Origin of the sequence: Sulfurovum sp. TSL1, from assembly GCF_019972135.1 — a bacterium.
Taxonomy (GTDB): domain Bacteria; phylum Campylobacterota; class Campylobacteria; order Campylobacterales; family Sulfurovaceae; genus Sulfurovum.
This window is the reverse complement of record NZ_BPFI01000004.1, coordinates 45,915-71,670: the sequence shown is the minus strand read 5'-3', so window position 1 is coordinate 71,670 and position 25,756 is coordinate 45,915. Positions and strand designations below refer to the sequence as shown.

The window sequence follows — 25,756 nt, the reverse complement described above, 5'->3', positions numbered from 1 at the left end:
TCTTACTACTCCTCTACTTTAACAACACCCGGTTGTTCTGCTTCATCCTGCTCTGCTTTGCAGCACTCTACAGAGACGATCTCGACTTCATCACTGTCAATACGTGCAGCCGTGAGTTTTCCTCCCCATACACATCCGGTATCCAGGGCCAACACATGTTCATCTTCATAAAATCCCAAAGCGGACCAGTGCCCCATAATAATACGCAAATGGATATCTTTACGATAATCACATTCGAACCAGGGTTTTAACTCTTGTTCTCTCAGCTCTTCTGTAGGCGGACCTTTTTGATCAAAATCAAGTCTATGGTCACCATAGCAAAAACGCATACGTGTAAATGCACTGACAATGTAACGGTCGATATCTATAAGACTTGCCTTCCTGTTAAAACGGTTATTTCCTTGTTTTAACATCTGTTCCAGCCAAACAGCAGCATGCTCACTTTGCAGTTTCTCTTCTACACGCTTTGCATACCTCATGGCCATACCCAGATCAAATTCAGGTGAGATACCTGCATGGGCCATACAGTATCCAAGTTGATAGTCCACATGCAACAACTTTTGAACTCTGAGCCAATCTATGAGCTTTTGGGCTTCAGGTGACTCAAGTATAGGGTCAATGGTCGGATTGGATTTTTTGATCCCATAGTAAGCCGCTATGAGGGTGATATCATGATTACCCAGAACGATCTCAACATTTTCTTTGATACTGTAAAGATATTCCAGTGTTTCCAGTGAACCTTCCCCTCTGTTGACCAGATCACCGGCGATCCAGAGTTTGTCCTGTGTGGCATCAAACGCTATCTTTTCCAGTAGTGCTCTCAGCGAACGATAGCACCCCTGGATATCGCCTATTGCCCAAACTGCCATTAACTGTACCCCAACTTTTTTTTATATTCGGCTACTTTCGTCTCAAAGGGCATCTTTGCATAAGCGGCTGAGGGTGAAGGGAGATAGACTGTTTCTATAGAAAGGTGAGAAAAGTGTGTTTTAAAAAGTGCCTCTGCTTTTTTCCCTGTGAAGGCCAATGTGGTAATGCTCGGATGCGCTTCCAAAAATGCAGCCAGGTCATTGACCTCTTCATTTTCCAACGAACTGTCAAGAGAGTTCTCTCTGCTACACCCTTTGATCATGTCCCAAAGCCCTAATTTACACTCTTTAAGCAACCAGAGTCTCTGATCACGGGTGTTCGCAGGATAGGAGGTCACACTTTCAAGGATCTTCCAGAACTGGTTGCGCGGATGTGCATAGTAAAAATTCTTTTCAAAAGACTGGATACTGGGGAAAGAACCCAGAATAAGTATTTGGGTGTCTTTAAAGACTATAGGTTTGAAAGGATGCGTTAAAATATTGTTCATCCGACATGGCCCCACTTCGTTCCGACCATTCTGGTTCCGAAACTAAAAACAACAAGCAGATGTTGTTTTATAACGTTTCTCATTTACATGCCTTACGCATATTTTGAACGATCAGCAGAAGCAATGCGAGAGAAAAGATCTTGAAATTGATCTCACTTCCTTTATGCGTATTGATAAAGGCTACGGATTGAGTTGCCTCTACCCCTTGTTCCTGCATCGCAATGATATCCGGGATATAGTACTGAGAAAAGAGCAGCCCTGTAGCCAATACAAAGAATGTCACCACCTGTGTCAGCGTATCTCTCTCAAATTTCTTAAACTTATACCCTTCATACAGTACCACAGAGACAAGCAGTACATTGACCAGATAAGAGAGCCTTAAAAAGTTCTCTGTCATGATCTGACCTTCCTGAAACTGCGTAAGCACTTCAGTGCCCAGCCATTGTTCTGTATGAAAAGTAACTGGGGCTACGACAATACCGGCAAAAAGTCCTGCACCTAGCACTGCACTCAAAAAGATAAGGTAGGTCATGGTTATCATTCTAAAATATTTGTTCATACTGGCTCACTCTCTTTAAATTTAATCACAAACCCGCGGTCAAACTGTGCCAGGTCCTTATAAAACTCTATATATTCTACACCGATTTCATTAACAAACGCTTGTAGCGGTTCTTTTTGGTCATACCCCATCTCACACGCAAGGTATTTCACCCCTTTTTTCTTTACATCCAGAATGATCTCTTTGAGCAGCTCATCCCCTACACTTCCGCCAAACAGTGCTTCCTTGGGTTCATAGTCAATGACATTGGATGCAAGTAAAAAATCTTCTGCGATATAAGGAGGATTGGAAACCACCAATTCCAGATCTTCAGGTACCTCATCGATCAGGTGTGACTTGCGGAGTTCTATCTGTTCGCCTACACCGAACCTTTCAATGTTCTTCTTCGCCACTTTCAGCGGGGTATCACAAATATCTGTGGCAATGATCCGAAGCTGTGGAAATTTACGGGCCAACACAATGGAGATCGCACCCGACCCCACACCTATTTCAGCGATACGCGTGATCTTCTCTTTTTCTATGATCTCTGCGACCAGGTCTATGAGTATCTCCGTCTCAGGACGGGGTATCAGTACCCCCTCTTCTACTTCCAAATGGATGTCGTAAAAACTGGCAGATCCCACGATATATTCGTAAGGCTCATGCGCTGCCCTTCTCTGGATCAGGTTTTGAAACTGATCCACATCGGGAAAACTCTCCCTTTCGTGTATCAATAAATAGGTACGGTCTTCCCCAAGATGATAGGCCAAGAGCAGTTCTGCCTCCAAAGCAGGACGTTCACACGCCTCTTTGAGTGCTTCTCTGGCCCAGGAAAGTCCCTCTTTAATCGTCATTTCTGTCCATATGTGCAAAAATACCCTCTTTAGGCAATGTCGCCTCTTCACCTACAATGGTATTGGATGCATCAAAACCCAACTCTTTAAGTCTTTCGAGCACTGGCGGATGGGTATAGTAAAAAAATATCACCAAGGGGTGTGATTTGGGGAATGCTTTGTTCTCTGTTACGAGTTTCATCAATGCAGATACCAGGTTCTCTTTACCACCCATTTGTGAACCGTATTCATCGGCTGCATACTCGTTATGACGGCTTACATACGACATAAACGGCGTAAAGACAAAACTCACAAGCGGCAGAAGTAACATGAACATCGCGATCTGCACGCCAGCCTCAGGAACCACACCCATCTGTGTAAAGAGTGCATCCGGCAAATGTCCAAAGAGATAAAATGCGATGAAAAGAAGTACGCCCATCAAGCCGATATTTTTCCAGATATCTCCATGAGAGAAATGTCCCAATTCATGTCCCAGTACCGCAAGAAGCTCTTTGGTATTGAGTTTTTCTAAAAGGGTGTCAAAGAGAACCACACGTTTACTCTTGCCCAATCCACTGAAAAATGCATTCAGACGACTGTCACGTTTACTTGCATCCATGACAAAGATACCGTCACTCTTAAGCCCGGCCTCGTTCATCATGGCCGTGATCTTTTCTTTGAGTTCTCCCTCATCAAGCGGAGAGAATTTATTGAACAGTGCCATAAAGGTGGGTGCCAACAGATTAGCCATCACTGCTACAGTGAACATGGCTGCAAATCCCCAAATCCACCATGTTGCATAACTCTGTATGATCCAGGATAAAAGCGCAAAAACCGCACCGCCCAAAATGAAGAACAACAGGCTTGTTTTGATCATGTCAGTCATATACATTTTTGCCGTCATTTTATTAAATCCGAACGCTTCATCTATCTTGAACTTCTGGTAAAGTTCAAAAGGGAGGCCTATCAGATAATTGACTATAACAAAACCGAACAGGAATACAACAGACTGCATGATGTCTCCTTCGACTTGAACCATCGATGAGAGCCAGGAAAAACCTGCAAAGACCCACCAGATAAATACCAGATAATCGACAAAGTCAGTCACAAGAGAAAGTTTTCCGTTAGCCACTGCATAGTTTCCTGCTGTCAGGTATTTGTCTGCCGGCATCAGTACAGGTGTCTTTCTTTTTTCTTCATTGATATACCCTATCTGCATCGCAGAGATATAGAGTTTCATAAAGGTGTAGATAGAGTAAAAGATAATAATGGTTTCCAGCATGGATTTCCTTGGTATATAATGGTGAAATATACCAAATCAAGCCTTAAAAGCCACTCTATTTGCTATAATTGCATCATTATACAACAAGGAACCATTGTGGCACTCATCGACCTCTTTGACATCAAAAAACAATATGACATCAAATTACTTCTCAATGGGGTTGATTTTCACCTCGATGAGGGTGAACGTGTCACGATCGTGGGTCAAAACGGCTGTGGAAAATCCACGCTGATGAAGATCATCATGGGAGAAGAGGAACCCACTGAGGGTAAAAGAGTGGTGAACAGCGCGATACAGGTAGAGATGCTTGCGCAGCAGCCTCACTTCGACCCTGGTCTTTCCGTCAGAGAAGCGATATTCAATGAACTGACTGAACTCAAAGAAGCCAAAGAGGCGTATGATGCACTGAGTCTCAAAGTGGCCGAAGACTTTGAAAATGAAGAGCTCCTCGCACAACTGGAGAAAGTCTCCTCTTTTCTGGACCATCATAATGCCTGGAACCTTGATGACAAGATAGAACGTATCATGCAGGAGTTTCAGCTCAAAGCCTACGAAGACCGTCCTGTAATCTCCCTTTCCGGAGGTGAACAGCGCCGTGTAGCCCTGGCATCCCTTATACTCAAAAAACCCGATGTACTGCTTCTTGACGAGCCGACCAACCACCTTGATGTCTATATGGTCGAGTTCTTGGAAGAGATGCTTCTCAAAGGAAATTTCACCCTGCTCTTTATCTCACATGACAGACATTTCATCGACACTGTAGCCACGCGTGTGGTAGAAGTCGATAACCAGCAGCTTGTGAGCTATACCGGGGGTTACATGAACTACCTCGAACAAAAAGAAGCACGGATGCATGCTTTGAAAAAAGGGCACGAGAACCTCCTCAGACTGCTTAAACAGGAGGAAGCCTGGCTCTCAAAAGGTGTAAGGGCCAGAGAAAAACGTAATCAGGGACGTAAAAAACGTGTCTTTGAGCTGCGTGATGAAGCGAAGAAGAACCCTACGCTCATCCGAAAGATGATGGTAGAGCTTGAACGTGAAAAAAAACATTTTAACCGTGATGAAGGGGTATCACGAAAAAAGATGCTTTTTGAACTGGAGAACATCTCCTACTCGGTTCCGGGGAAAAAACTCATAGAACACTTTAGTACACGTATCCTTCAGAAAGACAAAATAGCCATTGTCGGTATCAACGGTGCAGGTAAGTCGACCCTACTCAAACTTATGCTTGGTCGGATCAAACCCCAGAGCGGTCTCATCAAGCAGGGAGACTTTTCCATAGGTTATTTTGACCAGCACAGAGAGATGCTTGACGATGAAAAAACACTCATTGAGACCTTCTGTCCCGACGGGGGAGACCATATAGAAGTACAGGGGGCCAATCTTCACGTCTACGGCTATCTAAAATCGTTTCTTTTCCCTAAAGAGTTCCTGGCTAAAAAAGTCGGTATGCTCTCTGGCGGAGAGAAAAATCGTGTGGCACTGGCATTGCTCCTGACTAAAAAAGTAGATTGTCTCATCCTCGATGAACCTACCAATGATCTCGATATCCAGACCATTAATATCCTGGAAGAAAAGCTCATCAACTTTCCTGGTGCCATACTCTTTGTCTCACATGACCGTTACTTCATAGACAAGATAGCCTCGAAACTCTTTATCTTTAAAGGAAATGGTGTGGTTGAAGAGTCTTATCAGACCTATACCGAGTACCTGGAGATAGAAAAAGAGATGAAAGAGCTTGATGCGCTCGAACAAGAGGTCAAAACATCTGCAAAAAAAGAGGTGCCGGTCGGTACCAAAAAACAGACAAAACTGAGCTATAAAGAACAAAGGGATTATGATACCTTACCCGATGAGATCGAAGCTCTGGAGCAACAGATAGCTGCGCTTAATGCCTGTTTACAGGATCCGGAGTGTTACCAGGAAAAAGGTTTGACTGCGCTGAGTGATGAACTGAGTGTACTTGAGAAGGTGTATGAAGAGAAAAGTGACAGATATCTGGAAGTTTTGGAAATTTTCGAGTCTCTTTAATTACCAGTAGACCATGACACTGCGTCTTCCCCAGTGCAGTGCTCTTCTTTTATCGAGTCCCATATAGATATCGATACGTTTTTGGTAGCGTTTATTCATTTTGTCGCGTACGGTGTAGTAACCTGGTAATCCGCCGATACGCACTTTGGTCCCATTGCGCATGCCATATTTTTTTATCATATCTCTAGAGACTGCAATGATCTTCATGCCTGGACGCAGACGGTTATTCCATGCTGCCAGGAAAGGTGTACGGTCTGTCTGACCTACATGTGACGTATACGCAGTTGCCGTGACACGAAGCCTTTTCTCTGTTTTTATATGCGCCAGTATATGAGGAAGCGGAAGCCTTATCATTTTACCTGCATGTATGATCGCACTGCGTTTGATCTTATTAAATTCCATCAAGTCTTCAGGTTCAAGATTGAACTTTTTGGCAATGGAAATGATCGTATCTCCCTCCCTGATAAAGTAATTGCCAGAAGAGACTGCATCGATCCTCTTTTGTTCAAAAGGGAGCTTTAGTTTCTGTCCGACACGCAAAGGAGAGCCGATCCTGATACCGTTCATTTTTGCAATCTCTTGTGTTTTTAACCCAAACTTCTTTGCGATCTTACTCAGAGCATCGCCCCTTACAACCCTGTACTTACCGTAAATAATTTGGGGTCTTTCTGGTACTTCAGGTACGATTGTTTCTAAAAGTTCTCTTTCTATGCGGGGAGGGGCTTCATAAGTCTCTATCTCTTCTATCTTATCATCGAGTAGGACTTGAGCGATGGGCTCTTCCATTGTATACTTTATGGGTGCTTTTTCACTTCCTTTAAAACGCACAGACTCTTGCACTTTTACATGCCGTTCTATCATATCCTCTACGGAAACCACTTTGAGAAAACGCTTTTTTTCAGGCACAGGTAACGTTTTTGCCCTGATCAATTTTTGTCTGTTCAGATCATACACGATCTCTTTGGCTTTAAGAAATTTTGCCCCGTAAGGGTTACACTCAGCGATACCGCCGGTGATAACCCTGCAATCTATCACTGACTTTGCAGTGGCTGTTTCCAAACATAAATAGGATAATAAAAAAAACCTCAAGTGATTTCTGGACATTACGTTATGCTAAACTATAAAAAGTTTAACATCTCTCCTTTAATGGATTCTTTTTCAACGATGACCGAATGGATGACAGGTTTCTCGAACAACCCATGTATCATAGGCGGTACGGATACATTTGCATGTGCACTCACCCATTTTAATGCTTCAACATCATCTTTGACTTCATGTCCCAGTGATTTTGAAACGGACGGGCTGAACTTGGTCCATTCCGCAGTCGAGTAAACCACTGTTTTAAGATCTTTTTCTCTCAAAGTTCTATACGCTCTGATACATGTGGCTGTATGCGGGTCCATAATATACCCTTTTTTTGCATATTCACCTACCACAGCTTCACACTCTTCATCATCTGAGAAAGAGGCATCAAAATCTTCACGTAGCAACGCAAGTTCATCTGCAGTCAGCTGATACTTGCCGTCTTTAGCCAATCCTTCCATCAGTTCTTTGGTACGTGCTGCACCGAATTTGTCAAACATAATACGTTCGACATTTGAACTTTTCAAAATATCCATAGCAGGTGATTCTGTCTGTATCAATGTACGTGTCGTAAGATCATAGGTACCCTTGGTGATCCAATCTGTCAGAATGTTATTGATATTGGATGAGATAAGGATCTTTTCTATCGGCAAACCTGCTTTTTTGGCATAATAGGCACCTAATGCATTACCGAAGTTACCGCTCGGAACAACCAGATAGATCTTTTCACCCATTTGAATGCTTTTTTTACGTACCAACTCCAGGTAGGAGTGGAGATGGTAAATGATCTGGAAGATGATACGTCCAAAGTTTACAGAATTCGCTGCTGAAAGTTTGATATGCCTCTCTTCCAATTCTGCCTTAAAGTCTTCAGAGGCGAGTAGATCTTTGAGCGTATTTTGCGTATCGTCAAAATTACCTTTCACACCGATCACTTTCAGATTTGAAGCATCTTCCGTGACCATTTGAAGTCTTTGCACATCGGATGTACCGCCATCAGGGTAAAGACATGCTACCTGTACACCTTCCTGATCTTTAAATGTCTCCAGAGTAGCAGGACCGGTATCTCCACTTGTTGCTGCCATGATAAGGTAATGTTCACCTCTTTTTTGTGCCAATTTACTTAACACATATCCGAAAGGTTGTAAGGCCATATCTTTAAAGGCTCTTGTAGGCCCATGATAGAGTTCAGAGACAAAGCAGTCCTCTTCGATCTGGGAAAGCGGTACAGGATTTGAAGGGTCATCAAAAGCGTCATATCTGTTCAATGCTTCTACCAGTACTTCTGTTTCAATATCTATACCAAATGTTTCTAAAAAGTCCAATGCCAGCGTTTTATAATGGCTGGAGAGATGTCCCTCTAAAAATTCTGTATCTAAAATTGGGAGTTCTTTGGGTACATATAGCCCACCAAAACTGGCACTTGGGCTGAGTATTGCTTCTGAAAATGGTACAGATGAAGGTTTCTGTCCGTCATTTCCCCGTGTCTCAATAAATTGCATCTATATTATCCTACTGTTTATATGAATGATAATTATAGCTAAATAAGCTAAGGGTTATAAGAAATTAGGGGGAATCCAGGTATGAAGTAAACTTAAGTATCTAGTATCTATTTGCCCTACGATAATAGGAGAAGAATGATTTAGGGAAAAGAATGTCAACTAATAAAATCATAGAGACAAACAAACACTAAAATACTCAGGTAATAGAAGAAATGAAACTTTCTAAAAGATAGAATGAGTTTATATCTCTATTGGTAGTCTGGCGATCTACGTGAGACCCATAACTTTCCGTATCCACCTCGCGATGAACTTGGCTTTTTCAATACAGTATAACCGTATGAGATAATTATAACACACTAACCTTTGAAAAATAACTTAAATTCTAAAAAAATTTAAAAAATTATTATTTTTTAGTGTTAAATGCATTTTTAACTGTTGCATTTTGTTACCGGTGATACTTCCATCGTACGACCTTAGAGTTCGATACAGGTCCCTACACCCGAACTGGTCAAAATCTCCAGGAGCAATGAGTGTTCTACCCGGCCATCGATGATGTGTGCTTTTTTTACTCCGCCACGCAATGCTTCGATACAGGCATCCACTTTAGGTACCATACCTCCGTGTATCGTTCCATCTGCTTTGAGGGCTTCCGTTTTTTCTATACTCAGATTGGTGATCAGTTGCATCTCTTTATCCAACACACCAGGCGTGTCTGTGAGGAAAAGTACTTTTCTTGCTTGCAGGGCTACGGCTATTTTGCTTGCTGCAAGATCCGCATTGATATTGAATCCGGGATGTCCCATCGTACTGCTTCCTGCGATAGGGGCGATCACAGGTATCGCACCGTCTTCAATGATGTTATTGACGATCTCGGGATTGACATGTTCGATAAGACCCGTATAACCGAACTTTTCAAAATCTTTCGGTATCCCCTTTAGAAAACCGCCATCTTTTCCAGAGATTCCAATCGCTTTGGACCCATGATTATCAAGCAAAGAGACGATCTCTTTGTTGATCTCACCGCTCAATACCATCTCTGCAATACGCATTACCTCTTTGGTTGTGACCCGCTGTCCATCTATGAATGTCGTATCTACCCCTAAATTGGCAAGCAGATCTGTAATACTTTTACCTCCGCCATGTACGATAATAGGTTTCATCCCTACAAGGTGCAAAAGTACAATATCCTGTGCAAACTGCTCTTTGAGCGCATCACTCGTTTGGGCAGACCCCCCATATTTAATGACTATTTTTTCATTGGAAAACTTTTTGATGAACGGTAAAGCATCAAGGAGCGTTTTTACAACATTAATATTATTTTTCATTCTGGATATCCCTTTATATATTCATCTACCTGAGTGAAGATAGTCTCTTGAATCTGTAATTTTAACTTCATTTCAGAGATAGGTAACTTAAAATCCTGCATTTTTACTGCATCTTTTTCTGTCACAAGAAGGCTCTGGGCCTCATGGTCAGAGAGGAGCATTTTGAGTTTTTCTTCCTCAAAATAGGCATGGTCTTCCAAATAGACTTTATGGACGACTCCTTCGGGCAAATAGGTATCAAGTCTATGCGGATTTGATATAGCCGTTACCAGTACCATTTGGGGTGTAAGATTCTCAAATGCCACTTTTCGATGAAATGCCTCTCCCTCTTTTGCCACAATATCTGCATACTTTTTACTAAACCAGAATTCCCTAAACGCACCTGAGGGGAAAGGAAGATAATTTTTGATCTGTTCAGGCTCAAGGATAATTTCAAACTTTTTGATCTCAACACGGTTGAATCCATCATCCAGGATGATACATTTGGCACCTTTCTCTTTAGCTAACTTGATGGCCAAAGCCCTGTCTTCACTGACTATCACACTTGCATGAGGAAGTGACAGTGCCATCAGCATAGGTTCATCTCCGCTCTGTGTCACATCGACAAGTATCTTCCCCTCAGTGCTGACCTCCACCAGCCCTTTGCTTCTGCGGCCATACCCCCGAGAGATGATCACCGCACCTTCAAGCCCTGAAGCAAGTGCTATGACAAAAGGTGTTTTTCCGCTCCCCCCAACGATAAGATTCCCCACAGAGATGATGGGGATGCCGAACTCTTGTGGGGAAATGACCATTCTGCGCAGAGACATGATGCCCCCATAGATAATAGACAGAGGAAACAGAAGCAGGATAAGAGGGTAATGATACCATCTTGGTGCAAAGAACATGGCTTCAAGAAATGCTCTCAAGAGCACTCCTTCGCACCCAGTTTTTTGATCTCAGCACAGGAGAACCCTGCCTCTTTTCTTGCTTGCACATTGACATAGGGACGGTGTTTCGAGAGCAATTTATAACGTTCAAGTATCTCAAAATAGACCTCTTCTTCGCTCCCTTCTTTCTTTCCTGCTTCTTTACAAAGATATTTAAACCATTTATCACCCTTATAGACATGGTCTATCTCTTCATCATAAATGAGTTGCAGCGCATCTATCAGTTTTTTCACATTGGGGTTTTTACGCTTGTTGTCCAGTTTTTTAATGATCTGGGGACTGACATCCAGACCTGATGCTTCATAGTAACGCGGAATGATCGCCATGCGGTCCAAAATATTCTCTGCACTATGCTCTGCCGCATCAAACAGTCCACAGTGTACAGGAAAATCCCCATAGGTATATCCAAGTTCTTCCAACAGACGCTGCAGCATTTGAAAGTGCCGTATCTCGTCACTGGCTACTTCAAGCCAATCCACTTTATAGTCGCTGGGCATCTGAGGATAACGATAGACCGCATCCAATGCCAGATCGATGGCAGAATACTCTATATGTGCAATGGCATGTACCAATGTAGCCAATCCCTCTTGACTCTCAAAATCTTTTCTGGCAGGCAACTCCCGGGGATCTACAATGTGACATTTGGAGGCATAGGAGGGTTTTGAAAATAATAGCGGCGTAAAATCATCATCACACCTTATTTCATTTTGGGTACAATATGCCAAACATTGAACGGTCAACTCCTCTTTTAAAAGAATATCATCACTCATAATGGCACGTTCTAATAGACTAAATATATTCATAGGAGAATTATATCATGCAAATCAAAATACAACCTATGGGCGCTTACCAGACCAACTGTTACATTGCAACCGTTGAGGGAAAAGATTTTATTATAGACCCCGGTATGGGTGCGACCCAGTGGGTTCTTGACAATGTCACCAATCCCGTCGCTATACTTAACACCCATGGCCACTTCGACCATGTATGGTCAAATGCGGAGGTCCAGGAGAAACTGAGGCTTCCTATCTATTGTCCCAAAGGGGATGTTTTTATGCTTACAGACGATCCTCTTGAACAAGGTACGCCTCCAAGTGAACCGGACCATATCATCGTAGGTGATGAAGAACTGACCATTGAAGGGGTAAAGATCAAATACCGTCACTTTCCGGGGCATACGCCTGGCTGTTCCATCATAGAGATCGATGATGTATGGTTCAGTGGGGACTTTCTTTTTGAACAGAGTATTGGAAGATGGGATTTCCCTTCATCAAGCGGAGAAGCAATGGTGAAGAGTTTAGAAAAAGCGCTCACGATAGAAGGCGATTATACGATCTATCCCGGCCATGGGATGAGCACGACCCTCAAAGCAGAACAAAGGGTCATACCTTTTTGGATAGAGCAGGTAAAGAGGACGCTTTGATCCTCTACTCTGATCTATTGACCCTCACCGCATTTTCCTGCACTGCATTTTCCTGTCTCACACTTCATAGAAGGGTTTAAATCACTTTTTTCTGCCGTTTCCGGTTTTCCTGAACCACATTTTCCTGCTTCACACTTCATAAAAGGTTTTAGATCACTTTTTTGTTCAGGTTCATATGTTTCAAATGCTCCTTCGCTGTAAAGAATATATGTAAAGATTGCAGCCAATATTGCCAGAGCCAGAAACACATAGAGAAAGAATTTTTTCATTGTCATTTACCTTGAATTGTATTTAAAAAATGAAGTATAGCATAAGCTTCTGTTAGCCTAAGACATGCGAAGGCAATACAAATGTTGTAAAGCTGCCTTCAAAGACTAACTTTCCATTGACAAATGCCTCTACTTCTACCTCGGCTTTCTTGCCTTGACTATTGACAACCGAAGCTTTACATAGGACTGCGTCACCGACCTTTACAGGTGCTATAAACTTCGAACTTGAAGCACCCAGGACCACATAAGGATCATTCACTGCAGACATGGCTGCATAATCTGCTGCACCGAAGATGAAACCGCCATGTACCAACCCCTGCATATCCGCCGCCATTTGTCGTGTGGTATGCAGCAGTACTTCTGCATAATTTTCCTGAAGCTTTGTCACTTTTCCGCAAAGTGATGTATTGATATTTAGATGGGTATTCAGTTGCATCATAGATCCTCAAAGTTTTTGAAGATTATATCTAAAAATCATCTATTAATCACACGAAGTGTGCCCTGTCATGGTTTCGTTTTTTCTAAAAAAAGGAAAGGGGAAACAATGTCACAGTTAAAATAGGAGGAAATATTTCTAAAATATGAAAATTGAAGTATGCATTCCCACTCGGGAGAGTGGGAACGAGAAGGTATTTCCGTTCATGAAAACGGGAACTAGTAGGAGAACTTGTACCCGCGTCTTCGTACTGTATGGATGACTTGGAAACCCAAAATGCTTTTCAGTCTTTTTCTGATCTGATTGATCGCCACTTCAACCGTGTTATCACTGACATACTCAGGCTCTTCCCAAAGAGCATTGATGATCTCATCTTTCGAAAAAACACGTTGTTTACGAAGTGCAAGGTATGCCAGGATATCAAATGTCTTGCCATTGAGAGAAACGATCTTCTCGTCATATTCGATCTTTTTGTTTGCGATATCGATCACAAGTTTATCGATGTTTACCTGTGTACCGAACAGATGTCTCATATTTGCCAACACTCTTGCCGCGATAAGATCAGGGTATTCACCGTGTTGATAGATCACATCATCGACACCCAAAGAGAAGAAAGCAGATTGTGCTTTGACATTATTTGTCAAGATCATGATCTTCGTTTCACTCTTTTTCTTTTTGACTTCATTCACATATCGTTCAAGTGAAAACTTTACACCTTCATCCACGATCACAACCAGCTCATAGTGTCTAAAGTCTGTAAAGTTGGTTGCATCATACATATCTTTTGCATTGTCAACAATACAAATAAAGTATTTGTCTAACTCTTTTTCAAGTTCTTTAACGTACTCATCGTTGAAACCTACCGTTAATATTCTCATTCTTTTCCAATCCAGTAAGAAAGTCTACAAAACTTAAATTTTGTCTACTTTTTGCTTTTATTAGCGTATTTATAGCTAAATCAACCTTATTTAAAAATAAAACTAACTTTAAGAATGAAGTTTTTTAAGCTGTTTTAAAGTGATTTCATTGCCTTTATGTAGACTCTTTTAGGTGCAGGGTACCCCTCGACGGTCTTTGTATGGTCATCAGGGTCCAGGAAATCTTCCAGGCTTTGTGTCTCTATCCATTCTGTTTTTCTCTGTTCAGTAGGTTCTGTTTTCATGATCTCCAACACTTCAACGGTTTCAAACCCTGCCCTGAAGCACCAGTTCTTTAAAGCATTGACCGTAGGGACAAAATAGATATTCGGTATTTTTGAATAACGGTCTCTGGGTGTCAGACACATCTCACCTTCACCGTCTATCATAAAGGTATCTAAAATGAGTTCCCCGCCTTTATGGAGTCCTTTAAAAAGTGATTTCAGCATGGCGACAGGGTCGGACCTGTGATAGAGCACTCCCAAACAGAACAGTGTATCGAACTTATGTTCGTAGAACTCCACATGTTCTACCCCCAAAAGTTCATACACAATATCAGACTTGATAAAATGGTTGATGAACTGAAACTGTGAATAGTAGATCGCAGAGGGATCAAAACCTATCAGTTTTTTAGGTGACTGAGACAACATACGGAACAGGTAATACCCATTGTTGCATCCTATGTCACCAACGATCTTGCCTTTCAGGTTGAAATGCGGTTCAAGCAGATTGTATTTGATCTGGCTTTGCCATTCAGCGTCTATAAACAGATCATTGATCTGAAACGGCCCTTTTCGCCAGGGCTTCATCAAAAGTGCCGTTTCTTTTATCTGCCGGGCATCCTGGGGGGTGAGGTCCTTGATCTGAACTTCGACCCTGTCTCCAAGCTTTACCTCAACATCCTCATACGTTTTAAGCGATCCGATGGCTTCCTGAAAAGGTGTGATATTTTTCCACGTAAGCCATTTCTTACGCTCTTCCCTTAAACTGTTTAAATCCATCTATTGTTTTATGTATGCTTTTTTGATCATCTGATCGAACATGGGTCTGTCCCCTCTGCCCGTAGAAACATTTTCCATCTTACGTACCGCTTCTTCACCCGACACCACTTCACCGAAGATCGTATGTTTACCGTTTAACCAAGGGGTGGGTGCAAGTGTAATGAAAAACTGACTTCCGTTTGTTTTAGGCCCGCGGTTTGCCATAGCCAACAACATCGGTCTGTCAAATACCACATTGGGTGCGAATTCATCTTCAAAATCTTTTTTCCAGATAGACTCACCGCCTCTACCCGTACCTGTAGGGTCACCTCCCTGGATCATAAAACCTTTAATGATCCTATGGAAAATAAGCCCGTTATAATAACCGTTTTTCACATGTGTGGTAAAGTTTTCAACCGCAAGCGGTGCCACCTCAGGATACATTTTTAATTCTATTTTTCCTACATTGGTTTCAAGTACCACAATCGTATCTTTTGCATAGGCTTGAACAGCCAAACCTATCAATAGTATCGCCACTAAAATTTTCTTCATCTATCTATCCTTAAACTAAATTCTCAAAATTATAACCATTTTAAAATTTTACTTTGCATAATTCACAGCACGGGTTTCGCGGATCACATTCACTTTTATTTCACCGGGATACTGTACTTTTTCTTGTATCTCTTTGGCAATTTCTTTACTCAACAGTACGGTTTCATTGTCATTCATCTTCTGGGCATTGACAAATACACGTATCTCTCTACCCGCATTAATGGCATAGGCTTGCGTGACATACTCCTTATTTAGCGCAATGTCTTCAACCTCTTTCACCCGCTTTGTAAAGCTTTCAAGCACCTCTCTTCTGGCCCCAGGTCTTGCTGCAGAGAGTTTATCTGCAGCACACACCGCAGCACTCTCTACAGAGTCTGGTTCTTCATATCCATGATGGGCATAGATCGCATTGATGACCGTAGGGTGTTCCCCATGTTTACGACAAAGCTCTACACCTATATCTACATGAGAACCCCCCAGGTCCTGTGTCAGTGCCTTGCCGATATCATGCAAGAGACCGGCACGAAGCGCAAGTTTTTCATCTCCGCCCATCTCCGCTGCCATGACACGTGCAAGTTTGGCTACCTCCAAGGTATGTGCCAGAGCATTCTGTCCATAGCTGGCTCTGTATTTCATACGGCCCAAAAGTTTCACAAGCTCTTCATGCATAGGGAAAAGCCCTAGATCTATCAGTATATTTTCGCCCTCTTCATACGTTTTTTGTTCAAACTCCGCTTCCACTTTTGCATGGACCTCTTCTATACGGCCCGGATGTATGCGTCCATCTTCTACCAGTATCTCTATCACCCTGGTTGCAATTGCCCTTCGATAGAGATTAAAACTGCTTACAAGGATCACACCCGGTGTTTCATCTATCACGATATCTACCCCTAAGAGCATCTCCAGTGTCTTGATATTCCGGCCCTCTTTGCCGATGATGCGTCCTTTGTGCTCATCACTAGGTAAATTCACAAGGTTGATAAGACGCTCCCCTGCAAAGTCACCCGCATAACGTGTTGTAGCCTGTGCCAAAATATAATTGGCTTTGCGTTCACCCTCTTCTTTTGCCATCTGCTCATACTTACGTACGATATTGGCAACATCTGCACGGCTCTGCTCTTCCACCTTTTCTAAGATATACGCTTTGGCTTCCTCTTGTGTCAAAGAGGCGATATGCTGCATTTTATCTACCGTTTTGACGATCTCTTCTTGTTTTCGTTTCTCAAGTTTTTCTAACTGGGTCTCTTTTTCCAAGACTCTCTTTTCCAAGAGTCTTAGGCTCTCTTCTTTAGAAGTCAGCTCTTTGGTTTTCAATATCAGAGTACGGTGACGTTCATCTACCTTAGCCACACGCTGTTGAAATTCACGCTCTTGTTCCAACTCGTTCTCTTTGATCTTTACATGCGCAGATTTAAGTAAAAGTTCCGTCTCTTTCTCTATCGCTTTGGCCTTGGCTCTTGCTTCTGATTCTATATATGAAAATTTATTCTTCGTGCTCTTTTTTAACCACAGGTAACACACACCTGTGCCCATAACTGCGCCCGCGATACCGGAAACGCCTATTATCCCTAACATTACTTATCCTTCGGTCATTACATGTCCCCTGGCATACGAACCAAGTTCCCATGCCATGCGATCATCCAAGTTTTGCTTTTGGCAAAACCTCTTTAAGCGGTAATGATCATGTCTGCCTTCACATCATAATCGTCTGTTATGATCTCTTCGCTGTAACACAATTCACGCGCTACAAAAACTGTTTTGTTGATATATCTCTTCTGTTTTTCATAAAATCTATCATACATACCTTTTCCGAATCCAACACGTCTCAGTGTCACATCTACTCCCACGATAGGTACGATAGCGATATCTATATTTTTTTTTCTGTATTGTTTTGAATCGTTGGGTTCTTTGATCCCAAACTTCTTTTTCTTTAGTGGAAGCCTATATTTTACCAGCCTAAAACTTGTACCTTCCATAAATGGTACATAGAGCAGTTTCTTTTCTCTACGCAATCTCTGTATGAGAGGATAGATATTCACCTCTGTTCCTAAAGGGATATAAAGCATCACCGTGTGAGCTTTGTTTTCCACAATATATTGATACAGTGCATGCACTATGGTCTTATCTTTTTTATAACTGCCACACCCGGAAACCCTCTTTAATCGTTCCAGGCTCTCACATCTAAATCTCTTTTTTTTAGCCTCTTTTGTCATACTCATCCATCTATTCATCTTATTATTTATTGCTCTTTGGCTATAATCGCCAGACTAATTATACCAAAAGGGTCTATGTGCATAAAAAAACAGCTGCGCTGCTTTCATTATTACTATTACTGCTCATTATTTTGATCATCTTCATCTGGAAAGAAGAGAAGCAACCGGAATCCACCCCTCTTCCCACTGAGAACACGACCGAAGTGATTGTGAAAAAAGATACACCGGTACAAGAAAGTGTGCTTCCAAAAATCAAGTCATCGCTACCGGAAACACCCTCAACGGTCTTTACGCTCATCAACACGAAAGTGAAAAGTCATAAAGTTGCCATCTCTGACAAAAAGGTCATTTTTCAAGATACGACACAGCCGATTGTCATTGTCAATCTTTTTGCCACTTGGTGTCCGCCCTGTATCGGAGAAATACCCTATTTGAACGATCTTCAGAAAAAATACAAAGAAGAGCTTTTTGTCATAGGTATACTTACCCATGACACGATCACACAAGATGCATTGGGGAGCTTTATGGCAAAAAACCAGATCAATTATTTTATCTCCAACGGTACAGAAAACGATACCTTTGCAGATCATCTGGCAACAACACTCGACCTGCCTAAGAACTTTTCCATTCCACTTACAGTGATGTATGTGGGAGGAGAGTACTTTACGCATTATGAAGGTGCCGTTCCCGTCGAGATGATAGACTACGATATACAACAAGCCAAAAAACAACTAGAAACAAGGTAATAGCGCATGTTTAATTTACTAAAAAAAGTATTGGGTAAAACCAGTGACGCGATCAAAGATGTTGCACCAACGAAACGAAAAGAGATCCCCAAAGATGAATTTGAAGATATCCTGCTTGAAGCGGATGTACATTATGAACTTGTAGAAAAAATATTGAACGGATTGCCGGACAAGATCAATAGGATCCAGGCATTCAACTCGCTTATCTCGGTTTTTCAGTATAAAGCGGACTTCAAAGAGAGCGATGCCAAACCTTTTGTAGAGATGATCATAGGTGTCAACGGTGCAGGAAAGACAACGACCATTTCCAAACTGGCATATCGCTACAAACAAGAGGGTAAAAAGGTGATGCTGGGGGCAGGAGATACTTTCCGTGCTGCGGCGATAGAACAGCTTACAAGATGGGCTGACAAGTTAGAGGTCCCTATTATTGCGACACAACAGGGGCATGACCCTTCTGCTGTGGTCTTTGATGCGATAGAGTCTGCTAAAGCCAAAGATTATGATAACATCATCATTGACACGGCAGGAAGACTCCACACACAGACCAACCTGAGTGAAGAGCTCAAAAAAATGATCCGTGTCGCAGGTAAGGCACTGGATGGTGCGCCGCACCGTAAAATGCTCATTCTGGATGGAACTCAAGGGAGTTCTTCCATCAACCAGGCCAAAGCATTCAATGAAATGATCGGGATCGACGGCATCATTATTACAAAACTTGACGGTACCGCCAAAGGTGGTTCAGTACTCAGTATCGCGGATGAACTAAAAATGCCTATCTTTTACATCGGTACGGGCGAACAGCCCAAAGACCTTATTCGGTTCAAGGCGAATGAATATATCAATACGATACTCGACGAGATCTTTATTTAGGCAGTTTGCTCTTCCTCGAGAGAGAACATTTTACGGTACATGGTCTCAAGGCTTGTTTTCTCTTTGTAGTCTATGACATCTCCGATGACGATGGTCACTTCCTGTGCCAATTTACTGTCATTTAATGCATTTTTCAATACCTTGTCCGCATCTGTTTTAATATATAGAGGCAAGATAGGTAAACGGTTTTTCAAAGCGATCAAACGAGACCCCTCTTTGAATGTTGTCAACGCTTTATCCGTTTTATTTCGTGTACCTTCAGGAAAGATAAAAATGGACTCTCCGCGTTTGACCGCTTCTTTTGTCTCAGCAAAAAAACCACTCATCTGGCTCTTTTCTCTGTCAAGGAGTATCGAACCTGCATTACGGACAAACAGTCCAAAGAAGAAGGAGTTATAAAGCTCTTTTTTTGAGATCCACGGACCGAAGATCTTTGTATGCTTCAGTGCGACTTCTATAATTGGGGGATCAATGATACTTCTATGATTGGCCACAATAAGGTATTGTCCCTCTTGAGGCAGTTTTTCCGGATTTTCAACCTTCACGGAAATCTGTAAAGCATCAAGCTGTGCCTGCGAATATGCAAGCCTTAATCTTTTCACTTCCATGGGGTCATTGATTTTGCTTAATCGATATCCAAAACTGTTTGTCAGATAAAGACCGTAAAAAAGCTGTTTAATGGTATTCAGTGTCACTAAGTTTCCTTCATATATGCCGAAATTATAGCCAAAAGAGTTAAAAAATATACCCATGGACAAGGGGCATACCACCCTTTACATCTGCCCGTCTTTGACATGGCATAGATTAAAAAGATGTCAATATGACATTTTTTCTCATTTTTATATCATTTAGCCCTTATAATACCATCACAATAGCACAGAAGGTTAATCATGGCAAAGAAAAAAACATTATTTGAGTGTCAGGCATGTGGATTTCAATCTCCAAGATGGATGGGGAAGTGTACTTCATGCGATCAGTGGGAGACAATGGTCGAACTGAGCGCTGATCAAATTAAATTTTTGAAAGAGACTTCAAGTTCCAGCGCTTCAGGTTCATCACTCCCCAAAGCAAAACCGATCACACAGATAGAAGAAGACAATATCGTCCGTTTTACTTCAGGAAGCGGAGAACTGGACCTGGTACTGGGAGGGGGCATAGTTCCGGGTTCACTGACCCTTATAGGAGGCAGCCCGGGTGTAGGAAAATCCACCCTTTTGCTTAAGATTGCAGGGAACCTGGCCAGAGCATCAAAAAAGGTCTTATACGTCTCAGGAGAAGAGTCTGCCGGACAGATCAAACTAAGGGCCAACAGACTGGAAGCCAACCATGAAAACCTTTTTCTGCTCCCCGAGATCAGTCTTGGCTCTGTCCTTTCAGAGATCGGCAATCACGCCTATGAACTTATCGTCATAGACTCCATACAAACCCTCTACTCTGATGAAACACCCTCTGCACCCGGTTCAGTCACACAGGTGCGTACGATCACGTTTGAACTGATGCGTATCGCGAAGTCTTTGCAGATACCTATCTTTATCATCGGGCATATCACTAAAGACGGTTCCATCGCAGGACCCAGGGTCCTTGAACATATGGTAGATACGGTGCTCTATTTCGAAGGAGATACGAACTCCGATCTTCGCCTACTGCGCGGTTTTAAAAACCGTTTTGGTGCGACCAATGAAGTGGGTATATTTGAGATGAACAAAGAGGGCTTGAACGATGCAAAAAGTATGGCCGGCAAATTTTTCAACAAAGAGCATCTCCAGTCAGGTTCAGCACTCACTGTCATCATGGAGGGAAGCCGTCCCATTATCGTAGAGGTACAGGCACTGGTTTCAGAATCCTATGGACATCCTAAAAGAAGTTCTACCGGTTTTGACAACAACCGTCTGGGTATGCTTTTGGCGCTACTCGAAAAGAAACTTGATCTTCCCCTTGGTACCTATGATGTCTTTATCAATGTCTCAGGAGGGATCAAGATCCATGAACCTTCTGCAGACCTTGCGATCATCGCAGCCATCTTAAGCAGCTACAGAGACAGGAAACTGAGTGCAGAGACGCTTTTTCTGGGTGAAGTCAGTCTTACGGGTGAGATACGTGAAGTCTCCGGACTCGCGCAACGGCTCAAAGAGATCGAGACACAAGGGTTTACAAAAGCTGTCATACCCAACAAACCGCTTGAAAAAACAAACATCAAATGTTTTATAGCCGATGAAGTCTCTAAAGTAGTTGAGTGGATGTAATAGATATAATATGCCTATGAAAATAGGAACAGATATCGTAGAGATCCATAGGATTGAGAGAGCATTGACACAATTTGGGGATAAATTCAAACAACGTTTTTTGACCCCACAAGAGATCGAGCTCGTAGAAAAGACAGCATCCATAGCAGGATTTTGGGCAGCGAAAGAGGCTATTTCAAAAGCATTGGGCTGCGGCATTGGCAGTGAACTTTCATTTCATGATATACTCATCACCAAAAATGGCCGTGGCGCACCTGAATTCAGACTCAGTGAAAAAGCACAAAAAAAACACCGGATCAAAGCATCTTCACTCTCCATCAGTCATGATGGCGGATTTGCGATCGCCGTTGCAGTCATTAGCCAATGATCCGCCTCTTTATCTTTTAAATTTTAAAAAGTATTATTGTAATTATCAGTGGATTATATTACAATAAGCGTATGATTATGACATAAAGGAGTAGATATGAGATATAGCATCGTCACTATCGCTATTTTGATGCTCTTGGGCGGATGTGACCAACCTACCGTGGAAACTAAAGAAAATAAGACCCCTCATGTAGTCAAACAGACCTATCTTCCGCCTCCTCCAAAGAAAAAAATAAAGCTCAAAGAAGTGGATGATACCAATTTTGATACTGCCTACATGTATCCCAAAGAGTCAAAGAAAAACGAAAAAACAGAAATAGCTGAGCAGATGGTCAGCGCCTCTTCAGACACCATGGACAAAGAAGAGTGCATCACTATGATCACGCAAGAGAAGTTCGATAAATACGCTGCAATGTTCGGCAGTGAAGCCGCTTCCATCAAACGGTGTAAAATGCTCAAAGCAACAAGGTAGCAGTAAGACTACTTTCTGAAATGTATCAGTTTGAACCTGTCTCCCATCATCGTGGGAGATATCAGTGTTTTGATCTTATCTGCTTCACCCATATATCTTGCCTGTGTAGTCTGTTTGGCAAAACTTTCAAGAATATCAATGATCCCGAAACGTATCAACGCACGTGCCTGTGTCTCATAGGCAACTTCTTCAAAACCTGCTGTTGCAAATGCTTCACTCACATGTCCAAAGTTCACATCATAGGTGATGTCATCTTTTTTATAGGATTCAGACAGGATCAGTGATTCATCAAACAGAGGAAAAGTTTCATGTGCCCTGTAGACACGGATGGAAAAGTCATTGCGTACATACTTTTCACCATAATCGAAAGAGACAAAATCACACTTTTCTATACCCTTTGCCATCTCTTTCGCAAATGCCTCATAGCCTATGGCGATTTCGCCCTGTTTTAAATGATATTTCTTCGCCCAGGTCAACATCTCCGCTGGCGCTTCTACCCACTCGATCTCATGTGCTTTTACCAGCGCCATCTTTTCATCTTTTAAAAGTTCACAAGGGAAAGCATCGAAAATTTCATTGGCCACAACAAAAGCGTAGGCTGCCTTCACTTCTGCAATGTCGTTAAAATGTGTGATCTGCACATCATCACCAAAACGCTCTTTGATATAGGCCAACTGCGCCTTTTGTACTTCAGGCTGGCGTTCTACGATACCAAACTTCAGTGTTGTTACCAAGGTCGGATCACAGGTATAAAGCCACTGTATCATGTCACAGATCAGATAACCCTGGTGCGCACCTATCTCTATCAACCATCCGTTCCTGTCCGCTTTACCCTCTTTCAAAAGAGCATAGAAATAATTGGCGATACTTGCGCCAAAAAATCTGCTTGTACTGACCGCGGTATAGAAATCCCCGGATCTACCTATCGCTTTAAAGTTTTTATAGTATCCCTCTTCGCCATAAAGCCACGCATTCATATAGTCGCTAAATTGCATTCTCCACCCGTACATAAAGTTTTAACAACTGCAGTTGTTTATCTATCTGATAGATTTTTTGATCAATCTTTCTGATCTGCAGAGAGTTATGCATGATCTCCGCATCAAAAGAGGTCTTCTCTCCTGCATCTGCAAGATTTTTCGTAAGACGATAGAGGCTTTTGTAGACCTTTTCGTCTTTTTGGGCCAAGAGAATCTTTTTATCTAAAATACTTAAACTGTTATGGATCCAATCATACTCTTCATCTACCGTCTCTTTTCGGTCAATCGCTTCTGTTGCAGCCTTCAGCTTTTCGACTTTACTCGCCTCAATGTCAGAAAAAGAGTTGATATCCAATGGCATGGAGACTGTAAAACCGTATGTATAATATTTCTCTTTAATGGTAGAAATGCCTTGAAAAAACGGGTTTACATCTGCATCCGTATACTGCCCCTGTAAAGAAACTTCGGGCAGGTACTTTGCCCATGTCACTTTTTGATTATAGTCTGACTGTAGAGCACGCAGCCTGTCTCTTTTGAGTTCCAGGTTTGATTCACTGTAGTCTGTTTTACTCATCAATTCTAATGCAGGGAGACGTAAACCCTTGGGATCTTTGTCACTTAAGAGTGCAAACTTCTGATTGAGCTCCATCAGTGTCAGATCCATTTCAAGCAGTGCTGTTTCATCCTGACTTTTTTTCAAAATTGCCTGGTCCAAAAAACTGCTGTCCAGCAAACCTGCATCATAACTGTCACGTTTTTGGCGTATATCGATCACATCATTTTTGATCTGATACTTCATTTTTTCTTGTTCAAGTCTTGTTTTCTTCAAATTGAAAAGTATGGAGATCGCATCACCGATCATGGTACGTTCTTGAAGCTGTATATCTGCTCGGGTCGCATCACGGAGTGCCTGTGAGTACTTGATACCATAGTAGATCCCGCCTGACCTGAAGATAGGCTGGTCTATAACAATAGAATAACCACCTGTTATTCTTGTTGTATCGACAAACTGCGTCGTGAAATTCTTGCTGTACTGTACTCTTACCGGGTTCAACCAGCTCTTTGAAAGTATATCGCTCTCAAGTTCATTACTTTCCAACTGATAATCAAAGATCAGCTCTTTATTATCAGAGAGTATGTCGCCCAGTTCGTCGGCATGTATCAGTGATGCTGCTGCTAAACTACAAAGAAGAAATAGCTTTTTCAAAACGTTTAAACCCTTCATCCATTTCATTTTTACTGATGGTGAGACTTGGCAGAAAACGTACCGTATTGCGTCCTGCTTTAAGGACAACAAGGCCTTCGGCCATACAGTTCTTTATCACACCTACCTGAACATCCGCACTTTTGGCACGGAGTCCCCGCATCAATCCCAATCCTACTTCTTTTTCAAACAAATGCGTATATGTTTCAGCCATCTCATGCAATCTTTGTGAAAAGTAGACCAAGGTTTCATCAATGGTACCATCATCATACAAAGGATGCAAAATATCTAACACTGCAAGACCTGCAGCAGTACTGAGGTAATTACCTCCAAACGTACTTCCATGATCTCCTGCGACCAGAACATCTTTATGCTTGGTCATCACAGCACCTATGGGTACACCGCCACCAAGTCCTTTGGCCAAAGTGATGATATCCGGTTCGATCTCATAAAGATTGGATGCGAGAAACTCACCGGTACGGTAGACACCTGTTTGTACCTCATCCACGATAAGCAGCACACCTTTCTCCTTGAGGTGCTTAGCGAGTTGTTGGATCTCCTCTTTTTCAAAAGGCTGGACCCCACCCTCACCCTGAACCAACTCGATAAGCACTGCTACAGTCTCATCATCGATGGCTTTATAGACATCTTCGATACTCTTTTCATAGCTGAATCCTTCCGGATAGGGTGAAAAGTTCGGCGTATGAAAACTCTCCTGGCCTGTTGCCTTCACTGTCGTGATCGTACGCCCATGAAAGGAGTGTTCAAGTGTGATCACTTTATAACGCTTGTTTGCAAATTTCGTCTCACCATACTTACGCGCGATCTTGATCGCCCCTTCATTCGCTTCTGCACCCGAGTTGGCAAAGAATACACCCATATCATATCCGCTGAGCTCTACCATCTTCTGTGCCAGCTTTGCCTGTGGCTCTATCACTTGAAGGTTTGAGATATGTATGATGTTTTTAGCCTGGTTACAGATAGCTTCAACCAGCTTAGGATGGTTATGTCCTACAGAGTTTACAGCGATACCGGAAGCGAAATCTATATAATCTTTACCATGCTCATCATAGAGTGTAGATCCTACACCTTTGACAAAGTTCGTATAGTCACGTGCATAAGTTTGAAGCACATATTGTTTATCTTGTTGTTCTAAATTCATTTTTTCCCATCTCTATTAGTCTTTACAGTATTATAGCAAAGTG

The 25,756-nt window shown here is 42.3% G+C and carries 28 protein-coding genes and 1 riboswitch; of the genes, 7 read left to right on the top strand and 21 right to left on the bottom strand.

Translation table 11 applies throughout. From position 1 onward, the window contains the following. Positions 1-5: 5 nt before the first annotated feature. The 5 genes from LDM98_RS11485 to LDM98_RS11465 all read right to left on the bottom strand — a co-directional run bounded on the left by LDM98_RS11485 (position 6) and on the right by LDM98_RS11465 (position 4,010). Positions 6-869 carry a symmetrical bis(5'-nucleosyl)-tetraphosphatase gene (locus LDM98_RS11485; protein ID WP_223899553.1) on the bottom strand — a complete coding sequence of 288 codons (864 nt, stop codon included), beginning with the start codon at positions 867-869 and terminating at the stop codon, positions 6-8. Then, complete coding sequence (locus LDM98_RS11480) at positions 869-1,357, bottom strand: DNA-deoxyinosine glycosylase (protein ID WP_223899552.1); 489 nt, start codon at positions 1,355-1,357, stop codon at positions 869-871. Before LDM98_RS11480 ends, LDM98_RS11485 begins: the two co-directional genes overlap by 1 nt. Before the next feature lie 79 nt (positions 1,358-1,436). Next, positions 1,437-1,916 (bottom strand): DUF4149 domain-containing protein, encoded by a 480-nt coding sequence (locus LDM98_RS11475; protein WP_223899551.1) that lies wholly within the window; start codon positions 1,914-1,916, stop codon positions 1,437-1,439. Continuing rightward, positions 1,913-2,749: a peptide chain release factor N(5)-glutamine methyltransferase gene (gene prmC, locus LDM98_RS11470; RefSeq protein ID WP_223899550.1), complete on the bottom strand. Its 837-nt coding sequence runs from the start codon at positions 2,747-2,749 to the stop codon at positions 1,913-1,915. The genes LDM98_RS11475 and prmC overlap by 4 nt, the downstream gene beginning before the upstream one ends. After that, on the bottom strand, positions 2,739-4,010 hold the full coding sequence (locus tag LDM98_RS11465) for a M48 family metallopeptidase (RefSeq protein WP_223899549.1): 1,272 nt from the start codon (positions 4,008-4,010) through the stop codon (positions 2,739-2,741). The genes prmC and LDM98_RS11465 overlap by 11 nt, the downstream gene beginning before the upstream one ends. A 96-nt stretch (positions 4,011-4,106) precedes the next feature. Between LDM98_RS11465 and abc-f the strand changes: the two genes are divergently transcribed. Continuing rightward, positions 4,107-6,041 carry a ribosomal protection-like ABC-F family protein gene (abc-f, locus tag LDM98_RS11460; protein WP_223899548.1) on the top strand — a complete coding sequence of 645 codons (1,935 nt, stop codon included), beginning with the start codon at positions 4,107-4,109 and terminating at the stop codon, positions 6,039-6,041. Here the strand turns inward: abc-f and LDM98_RS11455 are convergent, their stop codons facing one another. The 5 genes from LDM98_RS11455 to LDM98_RS11435 form a co-directional block, all read right to left on the bottom strand. Then, positions 6,042-7,100 (bottom strand): LysM peptidoglycan-binding domain-containing protein, encoded by a 1,059-nt coding sequence (locus tag LDM98_RS11455; protein WP_223899547.1) that lies wholly within the window; start codon positions 7,098-7,100, stop codon positions 6,042-6,044. It abuts the gene before it with no gap. 59 nt (positions 7,101-7,159) lie between these two features. Beyond that, positions 7,160-8,626: a threonine synthase gene (thrC, locus tag LDM98_RS11450; protein WP_223899546.1), complete on the bottom strand. Its 1,467-nt coding sequence runs from the start codon at positions 8,624-8,626 to the stop codon at positions 7,160-7,162. Positions 8,627-8,876: 250 nt separating this feature from the next. Beyond that, a riboswitch (cyclic di-GMP riboswitch) is annotated at positions 8,877-8,951 on the bottom strand. Between the two features lie 148 nt (positions 8,952-9,099). Next, positions 9,100-9,951, bottom strand: a complete 852-nt coding sequence (gene argB, locus LDM98_RS11445) for an acetylglutamate kinase (RefSeq protein WP_223899545.1) — start codon at positions 9,949-9,951, stop codon at positions 9,100-9,102. Beyond that, complete coding sequence (locus LDM98_RS11440) at positions 9,948-10,865, bottom strand: tetraacyldisaccharide 4'-kinase (protein ID WP_223899544.1); 918 nt, start codon at positions 10,863-10,865, stop codon at positions 9,948-9,950. The genes argB and LDM98_RS11440 overlap by 4 nt, the downstream gene beginning before the upstream one ends. After that, positions 10,856-11,683, bottom strand: a complete 828-nt coding sequence (locus LDM98_RS11435) for a ferritin-like domain-containing protein (protein WP_223899543.1) — start codon at positions 11,681-11,683, stop codon at positions 10,856-10,858. The genes LDM98_RS11440 and LDM98_RS11435 overlap by 10 nt, the downstream gene beginning before the upstream one ends. A 14-nt stretch (positions 11,684-11,697) precedes the next feature. On the opposite strand from LDM98_RS11435, the gene LDM98_RS11430 reads away from it, so the two are divergent. Beyond that, positions 11,698-12,303 (top strand): MBL fold metallo-hydrolase, encoded by a 606-nt coding sequence (locus LDM98_RS11430; protein WP_223899542.1) that lies wholly within the window; start codon positions 11,698-11,700, stop codon positions 12,301-12,303. A gap of 14 nt (positions 12,304-12,317) precedes the next feature. Here LDM98_RS11430 and LDM98_RS11425 read toward each other — a convergent pair whose 3' ends face one another. The 7 genes from LDM98_RS11425 to LDM98_RS11395 form a co-directional block, all read right to left on the bottom strand. Next, on the bottom strand, positions 12,318-12,572 hold the full coding sequence (locus LDM98_RS11425; protein ID WP_223899541.1) for a hypothetical protein: 255 nt from the start codon (positions 12,570-12,572) through the stop codon (positions 12,318-12,320). 52 nt (positions 12,573-12,624) lie between these two features. Next, positions 12,625-13,008 carry a hotdog domain-containing protein gene (locus tag LDM98_RS11420; protein WP_223899540.1) on the bottom strand — a complete coding sequence of 128 codons (384 nt, stop codon included), beginning with the start codon at positions 13,006-13,008 and terminating at the stop codon, positions 12,625-12,627. 218 nt (positions 13,009-13,226) lie between these two features. Next, a complete protein-coding gene (locus LDM98_RS11415; protein ID WP_008241732.1) occupies positions 13,227-13,886 on the bottom strand; it encodes a winged helix-turn-helix domain-containing protein in 660 nt (219 codons plus the stop codon). Between the two features lie 134 nt (positions 13,887-14,020). Next, positions 14,021-14,926: a tRNA 5-methoxyuridine(34)/uridine 5-oxyacetic acid(34) synthase CmoB gene (gene cmoB, locus LDM98_RS11410; RefSeq protein WP_223899539.1), complete on the bottom strand. Its 906-nt coding sequence runs from the start codon at positions 14,924-14,926 to the stop codon at positions 14,021-14,023. Continuing rightward, entirely contained in the window at positions 14,927-15,457 is a 531-nt protein-coding gene (locus LDM98_RS11405) for a peptidylprolyl isomerase (protein ID WP_223899538.1), read from the bottom strand. A gap of 48 nt (positions 15,458-15,505) precedes the next feature. Then, complete coding sequence (gene rny, locus LDM98_RS11400; RefSeq protein WP_223899537.1) at positions 15,506-17,032, bottom strand: ribonuclease Y; 1,527 nt, start codon at positions 17,030-17,032, stop codon at positions 15,506-15,508. A gap of 92 nt (positions 17,033-17,124) precedes the next feature. Continuing rightward, complete coding sequence (locus LDM98_RS11395; RefSeq protein ID WP_223899536.1) at positions 17,125-17,688, bottom strand: 5-formyltetrahydrofolate cyclo-ligase; 564 nt, start codon at positions 17,686-17,688, stop codon at positions 17,125-17,127. A gap of 59 nt (positions 17,689-17,747) precedes the next feature. On the opposite strand from LDM98_RS11395, the gene LDM98_RS11390 reads away from it, so the two are divergent. Both LDM98_RS11390 and ftsY read left to right on the top strand, forming a co-directional pair. Beyond that, on the top strand, positions 17,748-18,416 hold the full coding sequence (locus LDM98_RS11390; protein ID WP_223899535.1) for a TlpA disulfide reductase family protein: 669 nt from the start codon (positions 17,748-17,750) through the stop codon (positions 18,414-18,416). A gap of 6 nt (positions 18,417-18,422) precedes the next feature. Next, positions 18,423-19,289, top strand: a complete 867-nt coding sequence (ftsY, locus tag LDM98_RS11385) for a signal recognition particle-docking protein FtsY (RefSeq protein WP_223899534.1) — start codon at positions 18,423-18,425, stop codon at positions 19,287-19,289. Here ftsY and LDM98_RS11380 read toward each other — a convergent pair. Next, entirely contained in the window at positions 19,286-19,984 is a 699-nt protein-coding gene (locus LDM98_RS11380; protein WP_223899533.1) for a lysophospholipid acyltransferase family protein, read from the bottom strand. The genes ftsY and LDM98_RS11380 overlap by 4 nt on opposite strands. A gap of 195 nt (positions 19,985-20,179) precedes the next feature. On the opposite strand from LDM98_RS11380, the gene radA reads away from it, so the two are divergent. The 3 genes from radA to LDM98_RS11365 all read left to right on the top strand — a co-directional run bounded on the left by radA (position 20,180) and on the right by LDM98_RS11365 (position 22,370). Further along, positions 20,180-21,532: a DNA repair protein RadA gene (gene radA, locus LDM98_RS11375; RefSeq protein ID WP_223899532.1), complete on the top strand. Its 1,353-nt coding sequence runs from the start codon at positions 20,180-20,182 to the stop codon at positions 21,530-21,532. A gap of 16 nt (positions 21,533-21,548) precedes the next feature. Next, on the top strand, positions 21,549-21,899 hold the full coding sequence (acpS, locus tag LDM98_RS11370; RefSeq protein WP_223899531.1) for a holo-ACP synthase: 351 nt from the start codon (positions 21,549-21,551) through the stop codon (positions 21,897-21,899). 96 nt (positions 21,900-21,995) lie between these two features. Further along, on the top strand, positions 21,996-22,370 hold the full coding sequence (locus LDM98_RS11365; RefSeq protein WP_223899530.1) for a hypothetical protein: 375 nt from the start codon (positions 21,996-21,998) through the stop codon (positions 22,368-22,370). An 8-nt stretch (positions 22,371-22,378) separates the two neighbouring features. Here LDM98_RS11365 and LDM98_RS11360 read toward each other — a convergent pair whose 3' ends face one another. Genes LDM98_RS11360 through LDM98_RS11350 form a run of 3 tightly spaced genes read right to left on the bottom strand, consistent with a single transcriptional unit; the run spans position 22,379 to position 25,713 of the window. Beyond that, a complete protein-coding gene (locus tag LDM98_RS11360) occupies positions 22,379-23,365 on the bottom strand; it encodes an SAM-dependent methyltransferase (RefSeq protein WP_223899529.1) in 987 nt (328 codons plus the stop codon). Beyond that, a complete protein-coding gene (locus LDM98_RS11355) occupies positions 23,355-24,554 on the bottom strand; it encodes a TolC family protein (protein ID WP_223899528.1) in 1,200 nt (399 codons plus the stop codon). Before LDM98_RS11355 ends, LDM98_RS11360 begins: the two co-directional genes overlap by 11 nt. Then, complete coding sequence (locus tag LDM98_RS11350; protein ID WP_223899527.1) at positions 24,529-25,713, bottom strand: aspartate aminotransferase family protein; 1,185 nt, start codon at positions 25,711-25,713, stop codon at positions 24,529-24,531. The genes LDM98_RS11355 and LDM98_RS11350 overlap by 26 nt, the downstream gene beginning before the upstream one ends. Between the last annotated feature and the right edge of the window lie 43 nt (positions 25,714-25,756).

Excerpts from the sequence above, each read along its gene's own strand:
- argB (WP_223899545.1), bottom strand. The coding sequence starts at position 9,951 with ATGAAAAATAATATTAATGTTGTAAAAACGCTCCTTGATGCTTTACCG.
- acpS (WP_223899531.1), top strand. The coding sequence starts at position 21,549 with ATGAAAATAGGAACAGATATCGTAGAGATCCATAGGATTGAGAGAGCA.
- LDM98_RS11425 (WP_223899541.1), bottom strand. The coding sequence starts at position 12,572 with ATGAAAAAATTCTTTCTCTATGTGTTTCTGGCTCTGGCAATATTGGCT.
- rny (WP_223899537.1), bottom strand. The coding sequence starts at position 17,032 with ATGTTAGGGATAATAGGCGTTTCCGGTATCGCGGGCGCAGTTATGGGC.
- LDM98_RS11350 (WP_223899527.1), bottom strand. The coding sequence starts at position 25,713 with ATGAATTTAGAACAACAAGATAAACAATATGTGCTTCAAACTTATGCA.
- LDM98_RS11365 (WP_223899530.1), top strand. The coding sequence starts at position 21,996 with ATGAGATATAGCATCGTCACTATCGCTATTTTGATGCTCTTGGGCGGA.
- cmoB (WP_223899539.1), bottom strand. The coding sequence starts at position 14,926 with ATGGATTTAAACAGTTTAAGGGAAGAGCGTAAGAAATGGCTTACGTGG.
- LDM98_RS11480 (WP_223899552.1), bottom strand. The coding sequence starts at position 1,357 with ATGAACAATATTTTAACGCATCCTTTCAAACCTATAGTCTTTAAAGAC.
- radA (WP_223899532.1), top strand. The coding sequence starts at position 20,180 with ATGGCAAAGAAAAAAACATTATTTGAGTGTCAGGCATGTGGATTTCAA.
- LDM98_RS11395 (WP_223899536.1), bottom strand. The coding sequence starts at position 17,688 with ATGAATAGATGGATGAGTATGACAAAAGAGGCTAAAAAAAAGAGATTT.
- prmC (WP_223899550.1), bottom strand. The coding sequence starts at position 2,749 with ATGACGATTAAAGAGGGACTTTCCTGGGCCAGAGAAGCACTCAAAGAG.
- LDM98_RS11435 (WP_223899543.1), bottom strand. The coding sequence starts at position 11,683 with ATGAATATATTTAGTCTATTAGAACGTGCCATTATGAGTGATGATATT.
- thrC (WP_223899546.1), bottom strand. The coding sequence starts at position 8,626 with ATGCAATTTATTGAGACACGGGGAAATGACGGACAGAAACCTTCATCT.
- LDM98_RS11465 (WP_223899549.1), bottom strand. The coding sequence starts at position 4,010 with ATGCTGGAAACCATTATTATCTTTTACTCTATCTACACCTTTATGAAA.
- LDM98_RS11415 (WP_008241732.1), bottom strand. The coding sequence starts at position 13,886 with ATGAGAATATTAACGGTAGGTTTCAACGATGAGTACGTTAAAGAACTT.
- LDM98_RS11430 (WP_223899542.1), top strand. The coding sequence starts at position 11,698 with ATGCAAATCAAAATACAACCTATGGGCGCTTACCAGACCAACTGTTAC.
- LDM98_RS11360 (WP_223899529.1), bottom strand. The coding sequence starts at position 23,365 with ATGCAATTTAGCGACTATATGAATGCGTGGCTTTATGGCGAAGAGGGA.
- LDM98_RS11485 (WP_223899553.1), bottom strand. The coding sequence starts at position 869 with ATGGCAGTTTGGGCAATAGGCGATATCCAGGGGTGCTATCGTTCGCTG.
- LDM98_RS11475 (WP_223899551.1), bottom strand. The coding sequence starts at position 1,916 with ATGAACAAATATTTTAGAATGATAACCATGACCTACCTTATCTTTTTG.
- ftsY (WP_223899534.1), top strand. The coding sequence starts at position 18,423 with ATGTTTAATTTACTAAAAAAAGTATTGGGTAAAACCAGTGACGCGATC.
- LDM98_RS11405 (WP_223899538.1), bottom strand. The coding sequence starts at position 15,457 with ATGAAGAAAATTTTAGTGGCGATACTATTGATAGGTTTGGCTGTTCAA.
- LDM98_RS11420 (WP_223899540.1), bottom strand. The coding sequence starts at position 13,008 with ATGCAACTGAATACCCATCTAAATATCAATACATCACTTTGCGGAAAA.